At 54.8% G+C, this 21,318-nt stretch carries 15 protein-coding genes; 6 read left to right on the top strand and 9 right to left on the bottom strand.

What is annotated here, in order from left to right:
• Window positions 1–154 precede the first annotated feature (154 nt).
• Window positions 155–2,803, top strand: coding sequence for a diguanylate cyclase (locus tag HCX89_RS08685; protein ID WP_144226297.1), 2,649 nt, complete (start codon window positions 155–157; stop codon window positions 2,801–2,803).
• A 21-nt stretch (window positions 2,804–2,824) separates the two neighbouring features.
• Here the strand turns inward: HCX89_RS08685 and rep are convergent, their stop codons facing one another.
• A complete protein-coding gene (rep, locus tag HCX89_RS08680; protein WP_129979327.1) occupies window positions 2,825–4,837 on the bottom strand; it encodes a DNA helicase Rep in 2,013 nt (670 codons plus the stop codon).
• A 261-nt stretch (window positions 4,838–5,098) separates the two neighbouring features.
• Here rep and HCX89_RS08675 point away from each other — a divergent pair, with 261 nt between their 5' ends.
• On the top strand, window positions 5,099–5,353 hold the full coding sequence (locus tag HCX89_RS08675; RefSeq protein WP_025010065.1) for an accessory factor UbiK family protein: 255 nt from the start codon (window positions 5,099–5,101) through the stop codon (window positions 5,351–5,353).
• A gap of 63 nt (window positions 5,354–5,416) precedes the next feature.
• On the opposite strand, the gene HCX89_RS08670 is transcribed toward HCX89_RS08675, so the two are convergent.
• Window positions 5,417–6,382 carry a DUF3187 family protein gene (locus HCX89_RS08670; protein ID WP_037436802.1) on the bottom strand — a complete coding sequence of 322 codons (966 nt, stop codon included), beginning with the start codon at window positions 6,380–6,382 and terminating at the stop codon, window positions 5,417–5,419.
• Between the two features lie 272 nt (window positions 6,383–6,654).
• Between HCX89_RS08670 and creD the strand changes: the two genes are divergently transcribed.
• Window positions 6,655–8,076, top strand: coding sequence for a cell envelope integrity protein CreD (gene creD / locus HCX89_RS08665; RefSeq protein WP_025010066.1), 1,422 nt, complete (start codon window positions 6,655–6,657; stop codon window positions 8,074–8,076).
• A gap of 168 nt (window positions 8,077–8,244) precedes the next feature.
• Window positions 8,245–9,012: a phosphatase PAP2 family protein gene (locus tag HCX89_RS08660; RefSeq protein WP_044735363.1), complete on the top strand. Its 768-nt coding sequence runs from the start codon at window positions 8,245–8,247 to the stop codon at window positions 9,010–9,012.
• A 43-nt stretch (window positions 9,013–9,055) separates the two neighbouring features.
• Here HCX89_RS08660 and HCX89_RS08655 read toward each other — a convergent pair whose 3' ends face one another.
• The 6 genes from HCX89_RS08655 to ilvC all read right to left on the bottom strand — a co-directional run bounded on the left by HCX89_RS08655 (window position 9,056) and on the right by ilvC (window position 17,586).
• Complete coding sequence (locus HCX89_RS08655) at window positions 9,056–10,186, bottom strand: alanine--glyoxylate aminotransferase family protein (RefSeq protein ID WP_167715719.1); 1,131 nt, start codon at window positions 10,184–10,186, stop codon at window positions 9,056–9,058.
• 127 nt (window positions 10,187–10,313) lie between these two features.
• Window positions 10,314–11,867 (bottom strand): threonine ammonia-lyase, biosynthetic, encoded by a 1,554-nt coding sequence (gene ilvA / locus HCX89_RS08650; protein WP_107352465.1) that lies wholly within the window; start codon window positions 11,865–11,867, stop codon window positions 10,314–10,316.
• 1 nt (window position 11,868) lies between these two features.
• The gene (gene ilvD, locus HCX89_RS08645; RefSeq protein WP_167715717.1) at window positions 11,869–13,725 is read right to left on the bottom strand and encodes a dihydroxy-acid dehydratase; all 1,857 of its coding nucleotides are present in this window, start codon (window positions 13,723–13,725) and stop codon (window positions 11,869–11,871) included.
• A 36-nt stretch (window positions 13,726–13,761) separates the two neighbouring features.
• Entirely contained in the window at window positions 13,762–14,019 is a 258-nt protein-coding gene (gene ilvM / locus HCX89_RS08640; protein WP_025010070.1) for an acetolactate synthase 2 small subunit, read from the bottom strand.
• Window positions 14,016–15,692, bottom strand: a complete 1,677-nt coding sequence (gene ilvG / locus HCX89_RS08635; RefSeq protein ID WP_167715715.1) for an acetolactate synthase 2 catalytic subunit — start codon at window positions 15,690–15,692, stop codon at window positions 14,016–14,018. The genes ilvM and ilvG overlap by 4 nt, the downstream gene beginning before the upstream one ends.
• Window positions 15,693–16,104: 412 nt before the next feature.
• Complete coding sequence (ilvC, locus tag HCX89_RS08630) at window positions 16,105–17,586, bottom strand: ketol-acid reductoisomerase (RefSeq protein WP_167715713.1); 1,482 nt, start codon at window positions 17,584–17,586, stop codon at window positions 16,105–16,107.
• Between the two features lie 148 nt (window positions 17,587–17,734).
• Here ilvC and ilvY point away from each other — a divergent pair, with 148 nt between their 5' ends.
• The gene (ilvY, locus tag HCX89_RS08625) at window positions 17,735–18,607 is read left to right on the top strand and encodes an HTH-type transcriptional activator IlvY (protein WP_167715733.1); all 873 of its coding nucleotides are present in this window, start codon (window positions 17,735–17,737) and stop codon (window positions 18,605–18,607) included.
• Window positions 18,608–18,982: 375 nt separating this feature from the next.
• Here ilvY and HCX89_RS08620 read toward each other — a convergent pair whose 3' ends face one another.
• Window positions 18,983–20,314, bottom strand: coding sequence for a hemolysin family protein (locus HCX89_RS08620; RefSeq protein WP_167715711.1), 1,332 nt, complete (start codon window positions 20,312–20,314; stop codon window positions 18,983–18,985).
• Window positions 20,315–20,488: 174 nt separating this feature from the next.
• Between HCX89_RS08620 and HCX89_RS08615 the strand changes: the two genes are divergently transcribed.
• Window positions 20,489–21,292 carry an ABC transporter substrate-binding protein gene (locus HCX89_RS08615; protein ID WP_071238989.1) on the top strand — a complete coding sequence of 268 codons (804 nt, stop codon included), beginning with the start codon at window positions 20,489–20,491 and terminating at the stop codon, window positions 21,290–21,292.
• Window positions 21,293–21,318 lie beyond the last annotated feature (26 nt).

Below are 21,318 nucleotides of genomic sequence, written 5' to 3'. Positions count from 1 at the left end.
TCGGCTGTTTGCTCAAGTTTTGACTTAAATAGCACAACAATTATCCGACACCAGCCAAAAAATTGACTTGGATAATACCGTATTTCATGCTATTCCTATCCTTTGATTGAAAACCACACAACAATTATATTGCAATTATTCCTTGGCGGATAACATGTTTAGGGATGAAACTCTCCATCAGCATTCGGCTCAGGAAGTCTCGAGTTTAGAAAAAAGGGTTGCCAGACTCAGACGACTGGCGGCCAAATACAAAAGAGCCGAAGCCACTCAGAACGCGCTGCTGGAGATCTCCAATATTGCCAATAAGGCAACCTCAATGGAGAGCTTCTACCAAGGCATGCACTTGCACCTTCAGCAACTGATCCCTGCCGACAACTTTTATATCTCCCTGCTCGATGCCCAGAGGCAACATCTGGAACTGCCGTTTTTCTCCGATGAAAAAGACTCCCACCCTTCTGAGCTCTATCCGGAACAGGAGCTATCTGAAATTCTGATGCAGGGTCTCACCGGTTATGTGCTGCGAACGGCCAAGCCCCTGTTGTGTGATGAGCGCAAAGCTGAAGAGCTGGCCGCCGCCGGGGAAATCATGTCCCTCGGCTCTCCCTGTCATCAGTGGCTCGGCGTGCCGATAATGCAAAATGACAGAGCAATCGGTGTCTTGGTGGTACAGAGCTACAATCCTGCCAGTTCCTACGGCGAGATGGAGTTGGAGCTGATGGCCTTCATCAGCCACCACATAGCCGGGGCCATGGAGCGATTACGGCATCATGAACAACTGGAACAAGCCATCACCCAGAGAACCCAGGAGCTGAGCCAGGCCTACGATAAGCTGAAACAGGAAGTCTATGAGAGGCGCCGCGCCGAGAGACTGCAAAAGTCTCTGTTTGAAATCGCCGAACTCTCCTCCTCCAACCTGGATGACAGCGAGTTTTATACCGAGCTGCACCGGGTCCTCAGTCATCTGTTGCCCGCCAATAACTGTTACATAGCCCTGCTGGACGACACGGCAACTGAGCTGCACTTTCCCTTCTATGTTTCCCAGCTCAGTGACCAGCCACCCAAATGCCGTCCCTTAATGGACGGACTGGTGGAATACCTGCTCAGATTGAAACGTCCCGTATTACTGGATCAGAGTGATATCCAATCTTTGGTGTGCGCCAAAGAGATATACAGCAAGGCTCCTGAGCTCAATCACACCCAGAGCATGCACCAGTGGATTGGTGTGCCACTGTTTATTCAGGACAGAATTGCCGGCGCCCTGACTATCTATAGCTTCAGCATGCACCAGAACTATCAGTTCAAGGATCTTGAGCTGCTGACCTTTGTGTCGCAGCATATAGCTACGGCCATAGAGCGTAAGCTGGCCACCGAGGCACTGAAACGCAGCAACGAAGAGTTGGAAGAAAAGATCCTGGAGCGCACCCGCGAGCTGGCCACCACCAACCAAGAGTTACAAAAAGAGATCTCCCAGCGCCGAAAGGCAGAGCAACAACTGCTGCATGATGCCAAACACGACGCCCTGACAGGCTTGCCCAATCGGCTGATGTTTATGGAGCGTTTGAGCCAGGCCGTTAAGCATAATCGCCGACACATGCAGGACAAATTCGCTCTGCTGTTCGTCGATCTCGACCGTTTCAAGCTGATTAACGACACCCTGGGGCACCTGGAAGGCGACAAGTTTCTGGTTGAGACAGCCATCCGCCTCAAGTTTTGTATTCGCGACAACGACACCCTCGCCCGTCTCGGTGGCGATGAGTTTGTTATTTTGCTGGACGGGTTACGCACGGCCGACGATGCCAAGGAAGTCGCCGAGCGGATCCTCAAAGAGCTGTCACGCCCCTACGAGTTGGCCGATAAACAGTTCAACTCAGGCGCCAGTATCGGTATAGCCGTCAGTGGTCATCACAGAGATGACACCAGCGAGTCCATTCTGCGGGATGCCGACACCGCCATGTATATGGCCAAGACCCGAGGCAAGGGTTGCTATGTGGTATTCGATGAGAAATCGCATCAGCAACTGATGCAGGATGTGAGCCTGGAAAATGAACTGAGAAACGCCCTGGATACCCAGCAAATTCGGCTCAGTTACTTCCCGGTGCAGGATCTTAAGACCGGGCAGCTACAGGCACTGGATGTACGCCTGTATTGGCCTCATCCACAACACGGCAAAATCAAACAGCAACAACTCGCCAATTTGGCAGAGCAAGCCAACTTACAGCTGGAACTGGACAGGTATGCGATAGAGGCGCTGAACAGCGAACTTCCCAAGCTGCAACTGGCCGCAGGTACCAAGTTGCATCTGGCCATCTGTAGCCAGCACCTCAAACATAAACACGCGCTGCGCAGTCTGAAAAACTGCCTGAGAAACTGCCGCTTCCCGCTTAACGACCTCTGCTTGTTTTTCAACGAGCAATCCTTGTCACGGGATCTGGAAAACCATATCAACGGCTTTGAAGTGCTCAAACGCTTGCAGGTCACTCTGGGGATCACAGGCTACGGCAGTGGTTACAGCCCCTTGATCAGCCTATCCTTCCTGCCTGTCAATGTGCTGAGACTGGATGCCAGCCTGGTGTCACATCTGCAAAGCCCCCACCACAGACGCTTGCTCAAAGCGATACGCTTGAGTGCCGGCGCGCTGGAGCTTGAATTGGTATTGGATGGCGTCAATACCCAAGAGCAGAAACAGCAACTGGCGCAAATGGGCTTTAACTCAGGCCAGGGACAAGCCTTGGGGAGTCGCTTGAGCGCCGCTGACAGCAACAACACCGAGGTCATAGATACGGCAACCCAGGTTTGTGCCTGAGTCGGGTCTTGAAGCCAAGGCTTACTTCTTGAACATATCCCGCAGGTTGGCAATATTGGCCTTGCCGGTTTCCATCCGTTGCTGCTCACTCTGCTGCGGCTTGCGGTTTTCCCAGATAAGGTCGTCCTGAGGCAGTTCCATCAAAAAGCGGCTGGGTTCGCAACGCATGGTTTCGCCGAATTGGCGCCGCTCACGGCAAAGCATAAACCACAGCTCTTTCTGGGCCCGGGTGATGCCAACATAAGCTAGACGCCGCTCTTCATCGACATTGTCTTCATCTATGCTGGTTTGATGCGGCAGAATCCGCTCTTCCACTCCCACCATAAACACATAGGGAAACTCCAGCCCCTTGGAGGCGTGCAGTGTCATCAACTGCACCTGATCGCCGCCCTCATCCTCATTGTTTCTTTCCATCATGTCCCTGAGCGTCAGCCTATTGACCACTTCGGGTAGGCTCATGGGCTCATCCAGATCGTCACCGGCCAGCATCTCTGTCACCCAGCGATACAGCTCGGAGATATTTTTCATCCGCATCTCGGCCGCCTTGGCGCTGGCACTGGTTTCGTAGAGATAGTCTTCATAGTTGATTTTGCGGATCAACTGCTTGATGGCATCAACCCCTTCACCACGCTGAGCGATTTCACCGGTATCGACAATGAAACGACCAAACTCATACAGTGAGCCCATGGCCGCCGGTGGCAGATGATGGTTCAATTCAGCGTCGAAAATCGCCTCAAACATGGAGATATGCTTCTGATTGGCAAAATTCCCCAGTTTTTCCAAAGTTGCCGGACCAATTCCGCGTTTAGGGAGGTTGACGATACGCAGGAAGGCATTGTCGTCATCCGGGTTCACCACCAAGCGCAGATAGGCCATGATGTCCTTGATTTCGGCTCTGGCAAAGAATGAGGTACCACCACTGAGCTTGTAGGGAATACGGTTGGTCATCAGCGCCCGCTCCAACAAACGGGATTGGTGATTTCCCCGATAGAGAATGGCGTACTCGCCATAACTGGTCTTGCCCATAAACTTGTGGCGAATAATTTCGGCCACCACCCGTTCCGCTTCCTGCTCTTCGTTGGCGGCAAACAGTACCCGCAGCGGCTCGCCATAGGCCAACTCACTGAACAGCGACTTATCATACACATGGGGATTGTTGGCGATCAGAATATTGGCCGCCCGCAATATTCGCTGACTGGAGCGATAGTTTTGTTCCAGCTTAATGAGCTTGAGCTCGGGAAAGTCTTTGCCCAGCAGCACCAGGTTTTGTGGCTTGGCACCGCGCCAGGAGTAGATGGACTGGTCATCATCGCCCACCACAGTAAAACGTGCCCGCTCTCCCACCAGTAATTTAACCAGTTCATACTGGCTGGTGTTGGTATCCTGATATTCATCTACCAACAGGTAACGGATCCTCGCCTGCCAACGGACTCTGACATCGGCGTTATGCCGCAGCAACAGGGTTGGCAGCAGGATAAGGTCGTCAAAATCCAGCGCATTGTATGCCTTCATATGCTGGGCGTAACGCTGATAAAGGAGCGCGAACAGTTGTTCCTGTTCACCCTTGGCTATCTTGCGGGCATGATCCGGGATCACCAAGCCCCCCTTCCAATTGGAGATCATGGTCGCCAGCGCCCGCAGCAGATCTTTGTCCTCCTGTAGCTCGTCCTGGGTCAGCTCTTTAAGCAGAGCCAAGGTGTCCTGATCGTCAAACAGAGAGAACCCGGCCTTTAGGCCCAAAGTCTTGTGTTCACGCTTGATGATTTCCAACCCCAGGGTATGGAAAGTAGAGATCCACAACCCCCTTGCTTCTTTACGGCCCATGGATTGAGCCACCCGCTCTTTCATCTCCCGTGCTGCCTTGTTGGTAAAAGTCACAGCGGCGATATGCTTGGCCTGATAACCACACTTCTGCACCAAATGGGCTATCTTGTTGATGATAACCCGTGTTTTGCCACTGCCGGCTCCAGCCAATACCAGGCAGGGACCGGAAACATAATGGACGGCTTCATTCTGGGCAGGATTGAGCTTCATGGGTTATCGATATCTCACACAAGGAAGGTTTAGAGGCTGAGATCATACCAGAATCAGTGCCGGAGGCAGCCCCAAAATCCCCTTAGGGAAGTGCTTCTTGCAAAGGACTAGGGCCATTTGCTGCGAACCACGCCTTGCATCCGGCCTGTAAGCCGACGCAGAGCACACATGGGACTTGTTCGCACCTTCCTTAGGTTAACCTTGGGTTCAGTACGGCCTATAAGTTACAATCAGTTAAAACCTTGCCAGTGGATTAAAGAGATGATCAACCCCAAGAAAATTGAAGAAATGGCCAAACAGCTGAGCGAAAACCTGCCTTCAGGGCTGAAGCAATTTGCCGGCGAGTTTGAAGAGCGCAGCAAGCAAGTACTGCAACACCAGTTGCTGAAACTGGATCTGGTCTCCCGGGAAGAGTTTGAAGTGCAGCAGCATGTATTGCTCAAGACCCGCGAAAAGCTGGAAGCCCTGCAAGCCAGAGTCGAGGCACTGGAAGCCAAGGCTGAACAGGCAGAGTAATACCTCTCACCCCAAAATGGATAAGGCCGCTCATGAGCGGCCTTATGTTTTAACACGGCTAAATTAGAGCATATGCCGATAGCCCAGAGTAAAGGCGATATCCGTGCTGTTATCCATGTTGAGGAAGTTTTCAATCACAGTGAACTCTATGGCGCTGCGATCCAGATAATAACGGTAGCCCAGCAAGGCTTCATTTGAGGCTTCAGAGAAGTCGTCATCCGACTCGGCCATTCCCTCGTATCTGTGGTACTCCAGCATCCAGCCATGACGCCCGACACGGTATTCATAGCCCAGGCCGACCATCAAAGCGTTGGACTTATAGGGTACATCCGACAACACCTCTTCGTCCTGACGAAAGCTCAGACCAAGTGTTGAATGGAAGTTGTGCCGTCCGTTGCGATAGCTGTAATTAAGCTGCAACGCCTGTTCAAAGTTCTCATTGGCAAAAGGCCCCGAGCCCACATAGTTGTAATACAGGCTGCCCCCCACAGACAGGCCGTGGTGCTCATTTTGCAGCAGTTGATACCCCAGATAGACGTTGAAGGCGTTATTCATCGTCTTGCCGCCAAAATCACTGAGATCGATACCGTGTTGCTTGGAGTAAATCTGATTCTGGTTTCGCGGCTGATGCTCACGACCGTTCTGATCGAAACCGAAGGAATCGTGGAACCACATGGTCAGCGAATCCAAGTGGTTATTGCCACTGAAACGCCAAGTGTAATTGGCGTCCAGCATCCAACGGTCATCGATTTGCCACTTGAGACCACCAGTTAAGGAGTTGTGATAGTAATCGGCCAGATAATCGTCCGTCTCGGCCCACACACTGGCGATGTTACCGGTCAGATACCATTCTTTTTGTCCCTCAGCCATGGAAAAGCCCGAGCGCAACATGGGGGCCAGGCTACTGGATTGCAGGGGAGACTGGGCATAGACCCGCAGCGGCCCATAGTCATCAAAATCGGCCAGTTCAGCATGCAGGGGCAAACTGAAAAAAAACGGCAACCAACAGATTTTGGAAAAGTTCTTCATAGGTATCTTCACAGCAGATTGTATAGGCGGTTATTTTAAATGACTGCAGCATTGATTCACACTCATTATAGATGATTCAATCACGACCACATTGTCATAATAAATGTGACAGTAACAGCAGAATCCCTTGAGCATAACATCCAAGAAGCCAAATCAGACCGGGGCAAAAAGGGCCGTGCCATAATTTCGCCATTATTGATCAGTGACTTGTCATGATATGTCAGGTCAAATCTGTTCTAATACTGCCACTATAGGTTAAAGGAACATACCTCATGTTTGAAATTATCGTCCTGGTGGTAGCGCTGGCCTTTCTTGGTGCCATGGGTTTCGGGGCTTATCTGCTGCTGAAAAGCGTGATGAAGAAACAAAACGGCCAAGCGGCGCTGCCTCAATTCAAATCCAAATTAACGCTCAAACTCTTTGCTGTGGCCATGGTGGGCCTGTTGTCATTGATACCGCTTGGGATGATCCAGGATCTCAGCCAGGACAGAGAAAGCCTCTATCGCCAAGTGGTGCGCGAGATAGGCCACACCTGGGGCGATTCCCAAACCTTGGCCGGTCCGGTTTTGGTACTGCCGTTTCGCTATGAAGTGATCTCCGACAGCAATATCGACGGCAAACAGCACCGCAGTCGCCAGGTTTACAGCGATGAACTCTTGATCCTGCCCAAAGGCATGACACTGGATGCCGGTCTGCAGCACGAATTCCGCCATCGCGGTATCTATCAGTCACTCGTATATCTGGGACAAGTCAAGGGTCAGGCCAACTTCGAACTGCCCAAGGTCAATATCCCAGGCTTACTCGGCTTTGATTATAACCAGGCCCGGCTGGTGTTCGGCGTTTCAGCCAACCAGGCTATTGAGACTGTCAGCCGTTTTAATCTGGCTGGAGAGCAGGGCATGCCCAGCTTGATGTCAGGTACAGGCCTGGATAACACAGGCGGCCTTGGCCGCGGCTTTCATCGCACCATAGCGCTGGATCCGAGCCAAGGTGAATATCAACTGACCTTCCAGCTCAGCCTCAGGGGTTCTGAAGGCTTGGAGGTACTACCGCTGGCGGAACTGAGCCAGATAGATATCCATGCCGATTGGCCGCATCCCAGCTTCCAGGGTTACCTGCCCGCCAGCCGTAATCTCAGCACTGAAGGTTTTGATGCCAACTGGCAGATAAGCCATCTGAGTCGTAACTTCCCTCAGGTATTCCGCGCCAGTGATGGCCGGGATCTTACCGAGATCAGTGCCAGTGTTACCCTGTTCGAACCCGTGACTCACTACGGCAAGATAGAAAGGTCGCTCAAGTACGGCATACTCTTTATCTTACTGACCTACATACTGCTGCTGATCTTCGAGCTGGGCAACAAGTCACGCCTCAGCGCAGTACAGTATCTGATGGTGGGTGGCGCCATGTGCCTCTTCTATCTATTGCTGCTGTCGCTGTCAGAACACCTGCTGTTTTTAACCGCTTATCTGGTGGCCGCGGCGGTTCCCCTGCTCAGCATTCCACTTTATGTCGCCAGTGCCAGTGGCAGTCGACGCCAAGGAGCTATAGTTGCGGCCATGCTGGCGAGTCTCTACGGCGTACTCTACTCCATACTCCAGTTGGAAGATTACGCCCTCTTGATGGGAACCGGACTGTTGGTACTGATCATGCTGGTGCTAATGTACCTCACCCGTCACCAACAAATTGAAGAGTAGTATTTACTGCCAACCAACGGCTGCCACACTTGGGCAGCCGTTTTTTTACAAGTGTGCTGACAAACTGCCGCCCAAAGGGCCTACTTCGACGGAGGACGCCATTAATGCTTGCCGCGTTCCTCCCCTCTGGCACAATGGCGGTTTGTCCGTTCCGATAAGGGTGTATTAATGAAATATGCAGCCGTCCCTTTGACCTCTCTGGCCATTTGTTGGCTGTTTCTGCTCAGCTTGCCGCTGGCGCTGTTTTCCCTGTCAGAGCCGCTCTTCCCTTGGCTCAATCTCGATAGCGCCGCCGCTCAGTTTTGGTACTGGTTAACCGTGTCCGGTTCGGCGCCCTGGGGCGTAAGCACCGTGTTGTTGGTGTTTGCCATCAGCTTTTTTATCCTGCCAAGGGGCAGCTGGCTGAAGATGATGTTCTGCACTTCGCTGGGCTTGGTGCTGTGTTTGCTGCTCAATGAACAGCTCAAGCTGGTATTTGCAGAATCCCGGCCCTATATCGAATGGCTGTCCCACCAGCAGCATCTGGATATCAAGGAGTTCTACAGCATAGACAAGTACGCCCGCAGGGAACTGCTGGCACAGGTTCTTCCCGGGGTATCACCGCTGGATATGCCCATCTCGGCACAGATCCAGCGCCACTGGCAGATAGAAACTGGGTTTTCCTTTCCCTCCGGCCACACCATTTTTGCCGTGACCCTGACTATGTGCAGCAGTTTCTTTCTGCTGAGGCACAACAATCTCTGGCTTCCGGCGCTGCTTATCTGCTGGGCGCTGTTGATGGGGCTGAGCCGTATGTTGCTGGGGATGCATTGGAGTGTCGATGTATTGACCTCGACCCTGCTGGGAGGAATATTGTCGGCCTTGGCTATCTATGTCGGCAGCCACAGCTATCGCCGCCTGGAACCTTGGTTCACAGGGGCTGTGAGTAAAGGCTGAAACGAAAACGCCCCGTCATTGAACGGGGCGTTTATCTATAGGATCAGTTGAGCACTTCGGCCAGGGCCCGCAGGCACAGGGCAACATTTTCCCGTCTGGCACCGTAACCCATCAGGCCGATACGCCAAGCCTTTCCGGCCAAGGCGCCGAGACCGGCACCTATCTCCAGATTATAGTTATCCAACAACTGCTTTCTCACGGCGCCATCATCGGCACCTTGCGGGATATAAACCGCGTTGAGTTGCGGCAAGCGGCTCTGCTCGGCCACCACAAATTCAAGCCCCATGGACCCAAGCCCCTGACGCAGCAAAAGGTGCATATCCCGGTGGCGTTGCCAGGCATTTTCCAGCCCCTCTTCGGCCAGTAACCGCAACGCTTCGTGCAGTGAGTACAGAGCATTAACAGGCGCCGTGTGGTGATAACTGCGCTTGCCATCACCGCTCCAATAACCCATCACCAGGGACTGGTCCAGGAACCAGCTCTGCACCGGGCTCTTGCGCGCCTTGAGTTTAGCCACTGCGGCCGGTGAGAAGGACACGGGGGACAACCCAGGCACACAGGAGAGGCACTTCTGACTGCCGGAATAGATGGCATCTATGCCCCAATCATCAACTCTGAGCTCGACGCCTCCGAGGGAAGTTACGGCATCGACAATCGACAGACAGCCGTGCTCACGCGCCAGGGCGCACAGTGTTTTGGCGTCGGAAAGCGCGCCGGTGGAGGTTTCGGCGTGCACAAAGGCCAGGAAGGCGGCATCGGGATGCGCCTTCAGTGCGGCTTCCACCACTTCTGGGTCAACCGCTGTGCCCCATTCGAAATCCAGCATCACCGCATCGGCGCCAATCCGCTCGACGTTCTGGCGCATTCTGTCGCCAAACACCCCGTTACGGCAGACAATCACCTTTTCGCCCGGCTCCACCAGGTTGACGAAGCAGGTCTCCATACCGGCGCTGCCCGGGGCAGATACCGCTATAGTCATCTCGTTGCGGGTTTGAAACGCATATTGAATGAGGCTCTTGAGCTCATCCATCATGGCCACAAACAGAGGATCCAGATGCCCGACCGTCGGCCGCGACTGCGCCGCCAATACCTGAGGATAGACATCCGAAGGGCCGGGGCCCATCAGGATCCGGCGGGGAGGGTTGAAAGCGCTAACCGAGGGTGCAGCAAACATCTTGGCTCTCCTTACAAGAGGTTTCAGGGTACGGATTAGAATAATAACTCAAGACCATAGCATAAAACTGACCGCCGGACTGCCCCTGCTTTTGGCGAAGACAGTCGACCTTTTCCCTTTCAGGATCTCACTGGCCTGGGCGCGCCAGAAACAGCCGGTAGGCGGGGTTATCCGTCTCGTCCTGACAGACAAACCCCAACTCATCCAGAAACTGACCAAAGGCGGCTTCATCGGCCTTGGGCACTTCAAAGCCGGCCAGCACCCGCCCAAAGGCGGCGCCATGGTTGCGATAGTGAAATAGACTAATGTTCCACTTGCTCTTCAACGTCGTGAGAAACTGCAGCAAGGCTCCGGGATGCTCCGGGAATTCAAAGCTGAGCAGTTTTTCTTCCAAAGGCTCGGGTGGCAAGCCGCCCACCATATAACGCACATGCAGTTTGGCCGCCTCATCGGCAGACAGATCCTGCACCGCAAAACCGGCACTCTCCAGAGATGAGATAATCGCCTGCAGCTCGCTGATACCTTCGCTAAGACGGATCCCGGCAAAGACCACAGCGCGATCGCGCCCGCTGAAACGGTAGTTGAACTCTGTCATCACCCGCCGCTCCAGCAGTTCACAAAAATGCAGGAAGGAACCAGGCCTTTCCGGAATGGTCACTGCCAGCACCGCCTCTTTGTGCTCGCCCAGCTCGCAGCGCTCAGACACATATCTCAGGCTGTGAAAATTGACATTGGCCCCGCTGAGAATCGCCGCCAGTTTCTCGCCCTTGCCCTTATCACCGACATACTTTTTCAGCCCGGCCAACGACAAAGCACCGGCCGGCTCGGCAATGGCGCGGGTATCTTCGAAGATATCCTTGACCGCGGCGCAGATTTCATCCGAGCTGACAGTCACCACTTCATCGACATATTCCCGCGCCAATCGAAAAGGCTCCTGACCTATACGCTTAACCGCCACCCCATCGGCAAACAAACCCACCTGCTCCAGCGTCACGGGTTCATCCGCTTCCAGCGCCGCCTTGAGACAGGCGGCATCTTCCGGCTCGACGCCGATAATCTTCACCTCAGGCATCACGGCTTTGTAGTAAGCGGCAATTCCGGCGATTAAGCCACCGCCACCCACTGGCACAAACACCACTTCAAGATCTCTTTGCTGCTGCAGCATCTCCTGGGCAACCGTGCCCTGCCCGGCGATCACCGCCTCATCATCGAAGGGTGGAATAAACACCCGCCCCTCATCCTGGGCCAGCGACATGGCATACTGATTGGCCTGATCGAACGACTGCCCATGAAGCACCACATTGCCGCCGAGGCGGCGCACCGCATCTATCTTGATGTCCGGAGTGGTGGTTGGCATCACTATCACGGCGTCGACGCCGCGACTCGAAGCCGACATGGCAACGCCCTGGGCATGATTACCGGCCGAGGCACATACCACTCCGTTTTCGCACTCAGCGGGGCTCAAGGCGGCGATACGATTATAGGCGCCGCGCAGTTTGAACGAGTGTACCGGTTGCATATCCTCGCGCTTGAGAAACACCTGGCAGCCCAAACGGGCCGACAGCTTGTTCAGACTCGACAGCGGGGTAACCCGCGCCACATCATAGACATGGGACAAGAGGATCTTCTGTAGATAATAGTTGGCCAGCGACAGCTGACTCTTGGATGCCAGCGCCAACATACTAGCCCTCCAACTTAGTGCGATCGCGCACGGCGCCCTTGTCGGCACTGGTGGCCAACATGGCATAAGCCTTGAGCGCCAACGACACAGGGCGCACCCGTGCCAACGGCTTCCAGGCCAAAGGCCCCTTGGCCTGCATCGCCTCACGGCGCTGGGCGAGCTCAGCATCGCTCAACTTAAGTGTGATGCTGCGGGCCGGGATATCGATTTCAATGGCATCGCCATTTTCAATCAAGGCGATAGTGCCCCCTGAGGCGGCTTCCGGTGACACATGGCCTATGGACAGCCCGGACGTACCGCCGGAGAAGCGGCCATCTGTGATTAAGGCGCAGGCCTTGCCCAAACCGCGGGACTTGAGGTAACTGGTGGGATAAAGCATCTCCTGCATGCCAGGGCCACCTTTGGGGCCTTCGTAGCGAATAACCACCACATCCCCGGCGACCACTTCACCGCCGAGGATCCCGGCAACGGCCTCGTCCTGGCTCTCATATACCCTAGCCACGCCTTTGAACCTCAGGTTGGATTCATCCACCCCGGCGGTTTTCACTATGCAGCCATGCTCGGCCATATTACCGGACAGTACCGCCAAGCCCCCTTCCTGACTGAAGGCAAACTCGCGGCTGCGGATACAACCTTCGCGGCGATCTGTATCCAGTGATGGCCAGCGGCAATCCTGGCTGAAGGCCTGGGTAGTAGGGATCCCCGCGGGACCGGCGCGGAAGAAGTCTTTTACCTTCGCAGACTCGGTGCGCATCACATCATAATTGGCCAACACAGACTCAAGCGAGCCATCATCAGAAGCCACATGGTTAACATCCGTATGCAATAAACCGGCGCGCTCCAGCTCACCCAAGATCCCCATTACGCCACCGGCTCTGTGGACATCTTCCATATGGTATTTGGGGGTCGAAGGTGCCACCTTGCAAAGGTGCGGCACCTTGCGGCTGAGACGGTCGATATCCGTCATGGTGAAATCCACTTCGGCTTCCTGAGCCGCCGCCAACAGGTGCAGCACAGTGTTGGAAGAACCGCCCATGGCGATATCCAAGGTCATGGCATTCTCGAACGCCTTGAAGTTGGCGATATTGCGCGGCAATACCGAGGCATCATCATCCGAGTAGTAACGCTTGGCCAGCGCCATCACTCTTCTGCCCGCCTCCAGAAACAGTTCGCGTCGATCACTGTGGGTCGCCAACATGGAGCCGTTGCCCGGCAGCGACAGCCCCAACGCCTCGGTCAGGCAGTTCATCGAGTTGGCAGTAAACATGCCGGAGCAGCTGCCACAGGTTGGGCAGGCGCTGCGTTCGATTTTCTCGCTGTCAGCATCGGATACCCTGTCATCGGCCGCCGCCACCATGGCATCCACCAGATCCAGCTTGATAAGTTTATCGGACAGTTTGGTCTTGCCCGCTTCCATAGGCCCGCCGGAAACAAATACCACGGGGATATTGAGCCGCAGCGCCGCCATCAACATGCCGGGGGTGATCTTGTCGCAGTTGGAGATACACACCAGAGCATCGGCGCAGTGGGCATTGACCATATATTCGACGCTGTCGGCAATCAGTTCACGGGAAGGCAGGGAATAGAGCATGCCGCCATGACCCATAGCGATGCCGTCATCGACCGCTATGGTGTTGAACTCTTTGGCGATGCCGCCGGCCTCTTCGACGGCCGATGCCACCAGAGAGCCCATGTCTTTCAGATGCACATGACCGGGGACAAACTGAGTGAAGGAATTAGCAATGGCGATAATGGGCTTACCGAAGTCGCCTTCCTTAACCCCAGTGGCACGCCAAAGGGCTCGGGCTCCGGCCATGTTGCGGCCTTCGGTACTGGTTGCTGATCTGAGTTTGGGCATTGCTCAATTCCTTACGCTTATTCTGATGATTCTTGGTTAGCCGTTGACGGTACGGGAGAGGCTGCTCGCGGGCCGCACAGTGCAGCGGGCCACGTCTACCAGCTTAGTCAACTGACGGCTCAGCAACTCGATAGCTCTGTCACTGTCGACCGCCATTGCCAGCTGCAGGCGCTGATCCTCGGCCAGTGTCATATGCATATCGCGGACGGTAAAGCCGCGGTGGCGGGTTACCCGCAATACACGTTCCAGTACTTCGGGGCGTTGTTCCAGGGTCAATTCCAGATTATGGATCATGATCGCTTCTCCGTTTGTTCCATCATTTCACAGTTGGAGGCGCCGGGGGGAACCAGCGGCCAGACATTAAAGGCATCGTCTATGGCGACGTGCAGCAGGAAGGGGCCTTTGGCACCGAGCATCTCATCCAGTGCCTGCTCAACCTCATCGGCCGAGTAGATGGTGCGTCCGGGGATATCGAAGGAGGACGCCAGGGTAACAAAGTCGGGGTTATCGGACAGGTCGGTTTCGCTGTATCTCTCTTCAAAAAACAGCTGTTGCCACTGCTTCACCATGCCCAACTTCTGGTTATCTATCAAAAGTATCTTCACCGGCAGTTTACGACGCTTGATGGTGGTCAGCTCCTGCACATTCATCATGAAAGAGCCGTCGCCGGAAACCGTGACCACAGTGGCATCCGGCCGGGCCATCTGCGCGCCTATGGCCGCCGGCAAGCCAAAGCCCATGGTGCCAAGCCCGGCACTGGAAAGATGATCTTCCGGGCGGCGAAAATGCATATGCTGGGCAACCCACATCTGGTGCTGGCCGACATCACAGCTCACCACAGAGTCGCTCGGCAGCTTGTTGGCCAGACGGCGCAACATGGCCGGCGCATAGATGAGTGAGCCTGGATGGGCGTAATCCCACTGGTGCAGCGCCCGCAGGTGCTCGACTTCAGCCTGCCAGGGCGCTATTTGCAGCGCTTGCGGCGCCAGTTGCGTCAATATGCTTCTTAAGTCCCCATCCATGGCCACATCCGGCTGACGCAGTTTGCCAAGTTCGGCGGCATCGATATCCAGGTGGATCACCTTGGCCTTGCTGGCAAAGCTCTCCAGCCTACCCGTGACCCTGTCATCGAAACGGGCACCGACCACCAGCAGCAGATCGCACTGCTGCACCGCCAGATTGGCGGCCTTGTTGCCGTGCATCCCCAGCATCCCCAGGTAACCTTGAGTGCCATGGGCTATGGCGCCCAGCCCCTTAAGCGTTGCCACCGAAGGAATACCGCTACGCTGGATAAAGGCCCGCAGCGGCTCCACTGCGCCCGCCATACCGACGCCGCCACCGACGTACAACATGGGTTGGCGCGCGGCCGCCAGCAAGGCGTTGGCTTCCGCCAAAGCCGCCTGGTCCAGCTCCGGCTCATCGGGCACCGCCTGCAACGGCGCCTTGTATTCCACTTGGGCAAGCTGGATGTCTTTGGGGATATCCACCAACACAGGACCGGGACGGCCGGAGGCGGCGATTTCGAAGGCGCGGTACAGGGTAGCAACCAGTTCCTCGGCGCGGGTCACCATAAAACTGTGTTTGGTACATGACAGGCTCATGCCCAGCACGTCCATCTCCTGAAAGGCATCTGTGCCTATCACAGAGGTGGAAACCTGGCCCGTGATGGCCACCAGCGGCACTGAGTCCAACAGCGCATCGGCCAAGGCGGTGATCAGATTGGTCGCCCCCGGGCCCGAGGTGGCCAGGCAGACGCCTGTCTTGCCGCTTGAGCGGGCATAACCGACGGCAGCGAAGGCGGCGCCCTGTTCATGACGGGAGAGCAGATGTTCGACCTGGCTGTCGTAGAGAGCATCATAGATAGGCATGATGGCGCCGCCGGGATAACCAAAAACCGTGTTCACCCCATGGGCGGCCAATACCTTGATAACCGCTTCACTGCCGCTGATCTTCTGCCCTTGTTCCATCTTGTTGTCTCGCCTATTTTTGCTGCTGTTTAAGTTTTCAATGGCCCTGAAACGACAAACCCCCCGGTCCTTTCGGAGCGGGGGGTTTGTTTGCAATTTCTGACCCTATCTGGTCTGTCGTCGCGCCACGAGCCGCCCCCGCTGTGATGGAATAATCACGACGGTAATAATCACGAGGAGGAGCTTGGCGCTTAAGTTAAACATTTCTCAGACAGTTTCCTGTATTCAATTTATCTGCTTGGCGAGCCCTTTGGCAGCGCACTTATTAACCATTACCATAAAGTGTTTTCAGAACACAACAAAAAAATTCACAACCTGAAAATCTTCCAACTTGGCCTGGCTATGGCACCCTCGGCAATGGCTCGCCTAAACAGCTTAATTGCCGCCGGCGGCAATCAAGCTAACGCTTACGTCAATCTTGCAGGTTTATCCTTTTCATTTCAGTCATGTAACCGCGAAGTTCGGCACCGACATATTCGACGGCCGTATGGCGAATCGCTTCGTTGACCTCGATCAGACGCAGATTATCGACCCCATTGCCCGAATCCTTGAGACCGGCGCCCAGGACCTCGGGAGAGAGGGCGTTAACATAGTCACGCAGCAGCGGCACGGCGGCATGGTTGAACAAGTAACAGCCATATTCGGCGGTATCCGAGATCACTACGTTCATCTCATAGAGGCGTTTGCGGGCTATGGTGTTGGCAATCAGCGGCGTCTCGTGCAGCGACTCGTAATAGGCCGACTCTTCGATGATCCCGGCATCCACCATGGTATCGAACGCCAGTTCCACCCCGGCCTTGATCATGGCCACCAGGAAGATCCCCTTGTCGAAATAGGTCTGCTCATCTATCTGCTCGGCGCAGGTCGGCGCCTTTTCAAAGCCGGTGTTATTGGTCTCTTCACGCCAGCGCAGCAAATTGGCGTCGTCATTGGCCCAGTCGGCCATCATAGTGGCGGAAAACTCGCCGCTGATGATGTCGTCCATATGTTTTTCAAACAGCGGAGTCAGCAACACCTTAAGCTCTTCGGCAATCTCAAACGCCTTGATCTTGGCCGGGTTGGACAGGCGATCCATCATATTGGTGATACCGCCATGCTTGAGCGCCTCTGTGATGGTTTCCCAGCCCTGCTGGATAAGCTTGGCGGCATAACCCGGCTCAACGCCATCGGCCACCATCTTGTCATAACCCAGAATCGCTCCCGTCTGCAGCATGCCGCAGAGAATGGTCTGCTCGCCCATCAGATCCGACTTCACCTCGGCGATAAACGAGGAGTGCAGCACGCCGGCGCGATCGCCGCCGGTAGCACTGGTATAGGCCTTGGCTATCTCCAGGCCGTCGCCATTGGGATCATTCTCAGGATGCACTGCGATCAGTGTCGGTACCCCAAAGCCACGCTTGTATTCCTCACGCACTTCAGTACCGGGGCACTTGGGCGCCACCATGATGACAGTAATGTCCGGGCGCACCTGCATCCCCTCTTCCACTATGTTGAAGCCATGGGAATAGGACAGGGTCGCACCTTGCTTCATCAAGGGCATTACCGCATTGACCACAGGAGTGTGCTGCTTGTCAGGTGTCAGGTTCAGTACCAGATCGGCCCCGGGGATCAGCTCTTCGAAGGTGCCTACCTTGAAACCGTTTTCGGTGGCTCGCTGCCAGGAGGCGCGTTTCTCGGCTATGGCTTCGCTGCGCAGGGCATAGGCGATGTTCAGCCCTGAGTCACGCATGTTCAACCCCTGATTCAGGCCCTGGGCACCACAGCCAAGGATGACAATATTCCAGTCCTTGATATAGTCACAGCCGTTTTCAAACTCGCTGCGCTCCATAAAACGGCACTGGCTCAACTGTGCCAACTGTTGCCGCAGATTCAGGGTATTGAAGTAATTTGCCATCTTAGCCACCTGTTTAACCGAATTCCTGGGACCAAGCCGAAACGGCTCAGTGATGCAAATCACTATAGCCCATGGTTTAAATTGCTTGAAATGATATATTCGGCATGTCATGTTGCACAAAACGCAACAAAAAGAGAGGCAAAACGGCATGGATATTCGGGCGATAAAACTCTATCTGGATCTCTGCGACACCCTGCATTTTTCCCGCACCGCCACCCGGATGCATGTCAGCCCTTCAACCTTAAGCCGCACCCTGCAAAGGCTGGAAGATGAAGTGGGCAGCAAGCTGCTGGAACGGGACAACCGCAGCGTTACCCTGACCCACGCAGGCGAAGCCTTTCGCCGCTTCGCCAGCCAGACATTGACTCAGTGGCAGGAGCTGCGCCGCGAGCTGGATCCGCAGCAAAAGCTGCTGAGGGGCACATTGCAACTCTATTGCTCAGTCACAGCCGCCTACAGCCACCTGCCGGCCCTATTGGATAAGTTTCGCCGCCAGCAGCCCCTGGTCGATATCAAACTCACCACGGGTGATGCCGCCGATGCGGTGCAGGAAATTCAGCAGCAGAGGGCGGATATCGCCATCGCCGCTCTGCCGCAGGACTTTCCGCCGAGTCTGCACTTTGCCCCCATAGGAGAGGTGCCACTGTCGGTTATCGCGCCCACCATCAACTGTCAGTTGCAGTCGCTGCTGGCGCAAAATCCTATTCCCTGGGAGCAACTGCCCTTTATCGTGCCAGACCACGGCCCCGGGCGTTTACGGGCCGAGCGCTGGTTCAAGGCGATGGGGATCAAGGCCAATATCTATGCCCAGGTATCGGGCCACGAGGCGATAGTGCCCATGGTGGCTCTGGGCTGCGGTGTCAGCATCACTCCGGATGTAGTGGTAGCCAACAGTCCGCTGGGCGAGAGGATAAAAACCCTGGCCTCACCGGCCGAGATAGCCCCCTTTGAACTGGGGTGCTGCTGCAAGGCCAAGCGGCGCCAGGATCCCTTGGTGAATGCATTTCTGGAAGTGATTTAGCTAAGGAAGGTGCAAACAAGTCCCATGCGTGCTCTGCGTCGGCTTACAGGCCTGGATACAAGGCGTGGTTCGCAGCAAATGGCCCTAGTCCTTTGCAAGAAGCACAACACCGCAGGCAGGCTTGTAAGCCACGCCCTTCGGGGCTTGCACAGCAATCGGCTCTCTGCGTTATCCGACTTCGACAGGCCCCGGCATGCCTTCAGTCAGATGCCTTGAATGCCAATTGCTGTGTAAGCCAGAGTGCCGCGAGGACTTATTCGCACCTTCCCTAAGCTCGGCTTGGAAAGTCGGGCGGGCTTTACCGCCTATGACTGAGCCCTCTGCAAAATGCATAACTCAGTCTATGGTCTGTATGCCACGCCCTTTAAGCTTGCCTTAAATATCGAGTGACTCTTCATCCTTGGGCAGTTGATCTTCCTGAGGCAAGAGGCGGGTAACCAGCAACTGGTCTACCTTGTAGGCATCTATGTCCACCACCTCAAACTTATAACCTGCGTAGTTGACCGAATCGGTGCGCTTGGGGATCTTGCGTAATGTGTACATCATAAAACCGGCGATGGTTTCATAGTTTTGGTTTTGCGGGAACTCCTCAATACCAAAGGCACGCATCACGTCGGTTATCGGCGTCACCCCGTCCACCAGCCAGGAATTGGCGTCACGGGGCACTATCTGCTCTTCACTTTCATGCAGCGACCAGGCGCCCATTACCGCACTTTGCAGATCATCAGTAGTCACTATCCCCACCACCAGGGCGTATTCATTCATCACCACGGCAAAGTCGGCCCTGTGATGACGGAAGTACTCCATGGCTTCCGACAGGCTCAGGGTGTCGGGAATGATCAGGCTGCTGCGCACTAACGAGGTATCTTTCAAATCTATCTTGCGACCGTTGATCACCCGGATCAGCAGCTCCTTGGCGTCTACCACCCCTTTAATATTGTCCAGCTGACCATCACAGACCAAAAACTTGTTGTGCGGATCTTCGGCGATTTTTTTCTTGATAGTGTCTTCGTCATCCTGCAGCAGAAAATACACCAGGCTCTCACGGGCGGTCATCGCCGAGGTAACGCTGACAGATTGCATCTCGAACACATTCTCTATCATCTGCTGTTCGCCCTTATCCAGCACACCGGCCTCGGCACCGGCATCCATGATGGCGTAGATATCGTCCGGGGTGATCTCATCATTGCGGGCAGTAGGTATCTGCAATAGCTTGAAGATACCGTTGGCCATGCCGTTGAAGATCCACACAAAGGGGCGCAGTAGGGTGATGCATATCAGCATGGAGTTCACCAGGTTAACCGCCACTTTTTCCGGTAAGGCCATGGCGACCCGCTTTGGCATCAGGTCGGCAATCAAAATAAACAGGCTGGTCACCAGCACGAAGGACAACACAAAGCTTAGCTGTCCGACCCAAGCCTGAGGGATCACATGGGCCAAAGCTGCTGCGAAGTAAGGGGTAAAAGCAGACTCACCGACAATCCCCCCCATGATGGCGACGGCATTGAGACCAATCTGCACTACGGTGAAAAAACTGCCCGGAGTGGTTTGCAACGCCAATACTTTTTCGGCGCGCAAGTCTCCCTCCTCGGCCATCTGCCGTAAACGGATTTTACGGGATGCGGCCAGAGCAATTTCAGACATGGAAAAAAAGCAGCTGGTTCCGATCAGGCAAAAGATAATCACCAAATTATCGAATAAACTCATACAACACCTTAGGTTAGTTACAAAGCGCTTCTATGCCGTGCCCTTATCCAGGCCTGAAAATGGAATGACTGGGAGGTCAGAAAGGCGAACTGGTTACCGGTATGGACAATTACATGGCGAATTGAGTGGCTTTGCTATACTCCAAGAAACCCATTGCAGGCCTCTTTTACCGGAATGAAGTTCACATTATATCCGTTTGCGGCATTTTTGACAGTGATGCTTATCTCACCGGTTTCAATGGCTGAAGAAGACTCTAACGGCATTAAGTTAAGGATATGTGTCGAAGAGTCTGAATTTCCCCCCTTCAATTACTTTTCCAGAGTCGATGGTTACAAGACCCACGATAGTGACGGCTATGACATTCAGCTGCTTTATCGGCTGTTTACGCCACCACGCTGGCAGCTGCAAATCATCACCCTTCCCTGGCCAAGGTGCATGCTGGAAGTGGAACAGGGCAAGATAGACGCAGCCATGAGCGCCTCGGCCAATCCCGAGCGACGGCGAAAGTTCCTGCTGTCGCGCTCCTATTACTATCTCACCCCGGGGGTGGTCTTTCTCAAGCGTCGTTTCCCGCAGGGCTTGAGGTTCAACTCACTGGCCGAGCTGGCACAGTTGGGCACAGTTTGCGGCATTCGCGGTTTCAATTATCGTAACTTCGGTTGGGACAACTCTCAGCCATTGTCCCTGAGCAAAGATCTGCCGTTGATCCCCGAATTATTGATCCGGGGCCGGTGTGACTTCTTTCTGGCACGACTGGAGATTTTCAGCGGCACCTTAAAGCTGATGGATCGCGACCCACAGGTCATAGGGCTGGCAACGCAAGCCATTCCCAACACTCGGCCAGAACCCTTCTATATGCTGGTTTCCAGGCAAAGCCCACACAAGATGGCGCTGCTGGAAGAGTTCAATACCGGTGTAACCCAATTGGAAAAAAGCGGCGAACTGCAGCTGTTACTGCAAACATTCACCGGCCACTGATCCCCCGCGTTACTCCGTCAAAAACC

It is taken from the genome of Shewanella sp. Iso12 (assembly GCF_012030025.1).
GTDB lineage: Bacteria > Pseudomonadota > Gammaproteobacteria > Enterobacterales > Shewanellaceae > Shewanella > Shewanella algae.
Note: the sequence above shows the minus strand (reverse complement) of the source record. Positions and strands in the feature narration are given on the sequence as shown.

Bases quoted from the DNA above. Each gene is read 5' to 3' on its own strand.
- HCX89_RS08685 (WP_144226297.1), top strand. From the start codon at position 155: ATGTTTAGGGATGAAACTCTCCATCAGCATTCGGCTCAGGAAGTCTCG.
- rep (WP_129979327.1), bottom strand. From the start codon at position 4,837: ATGAAGCTCAATCCTGCCCAGAATGAAGCCGTCCATTATGTTTCCGGT.
- HCX89_RS08675 (WP_025010065.1), top strand. From the start codon at position 5,099: ATGATCAACCCCAAGAAAATTGAAGAAATGGCCAAACAGCTGAGCGAA.
- HCX89_RS08670 (WP_037436802.1), bottom strand. From the start codon at position 6,382: ATGAAGAACTTTTCCAAAATCTGTTGGTTGCCGTTTTTTTTCAGTTTG.
- creD (WP_025010066.1), top strand. From the start codon at position 6,655: ATGTTTGAAATTATCGTCCTGGTGGTAGCGCTGGCCTTTCTTGGTGCC.
- HCX89_RS08660 (WP_044735363.1), top strand. From the start codon at position 8,245: ATGAAATATGCAGCCGTCCCTTTGACCTCTCTGGCCATTTGTTGGCTG.
- HCX89_RS08655 (WP_167715719.1), bottom strand. From the start codon at position 10,186: ATGTTTGCTGCACCCTCGGTTAGCGCTTTCAACCCTCCCCGCCGGATC.
- ilvA (WP_107352465.1), bottom strand. From the start codon at position 11,867: ATGTTGGCGCTGGCATCCAAGAGTCAGCTGTCGCTGGCCAACTATTAT.
- ilvD (WP_167715717.1), bottom strand. From the start codon at position 13,725: ATGCCCAAACTCAGATCAGCAACCAGTACCGAAGGCCGCAACATGGCC.
- ilvM (WP_025010070.1), bottom strand. From the start codon at position 14,019: ATGATCCATAATCTGGAATTGACCCTGGAACAACGCCCCGAAGTACTG.
- ilvG (WP_167715715.1), bottom strand. From the start codon at position 15,692: ATGGAACAAGGGCAGAAGATCAGCGGCAGTGAAGCGGTTATCAAGGTA.
- ilvC (WP_167715713.1), bottom strand. From the start codon at position 17,586: ATGGCAAATTACTTCAATACCCTGAATCTGCGGCAACAGTTGGCACAG.
- ilvY (WP_167715733.1), top strand. From the start codon at position 17,735: ATGGATATTCGGGCGATAAAACTCTATCTGGATCTCTGCGACACCCTG.
- HCX89_RS08620 (WP_167715711.1), bottom strand. From the start codon at position 20,314: ATGAGTTTATTCGATAATTTGGTGATTATCTTTTGCCTGATCGGAACC.
- HCX89_RS08615 (WP_071238989.1), top strand. From the start codon at position 20,489: ATGAAGTTCACATTATATCCGTTTGCGGCATTTTTGACAGTGATGCTT.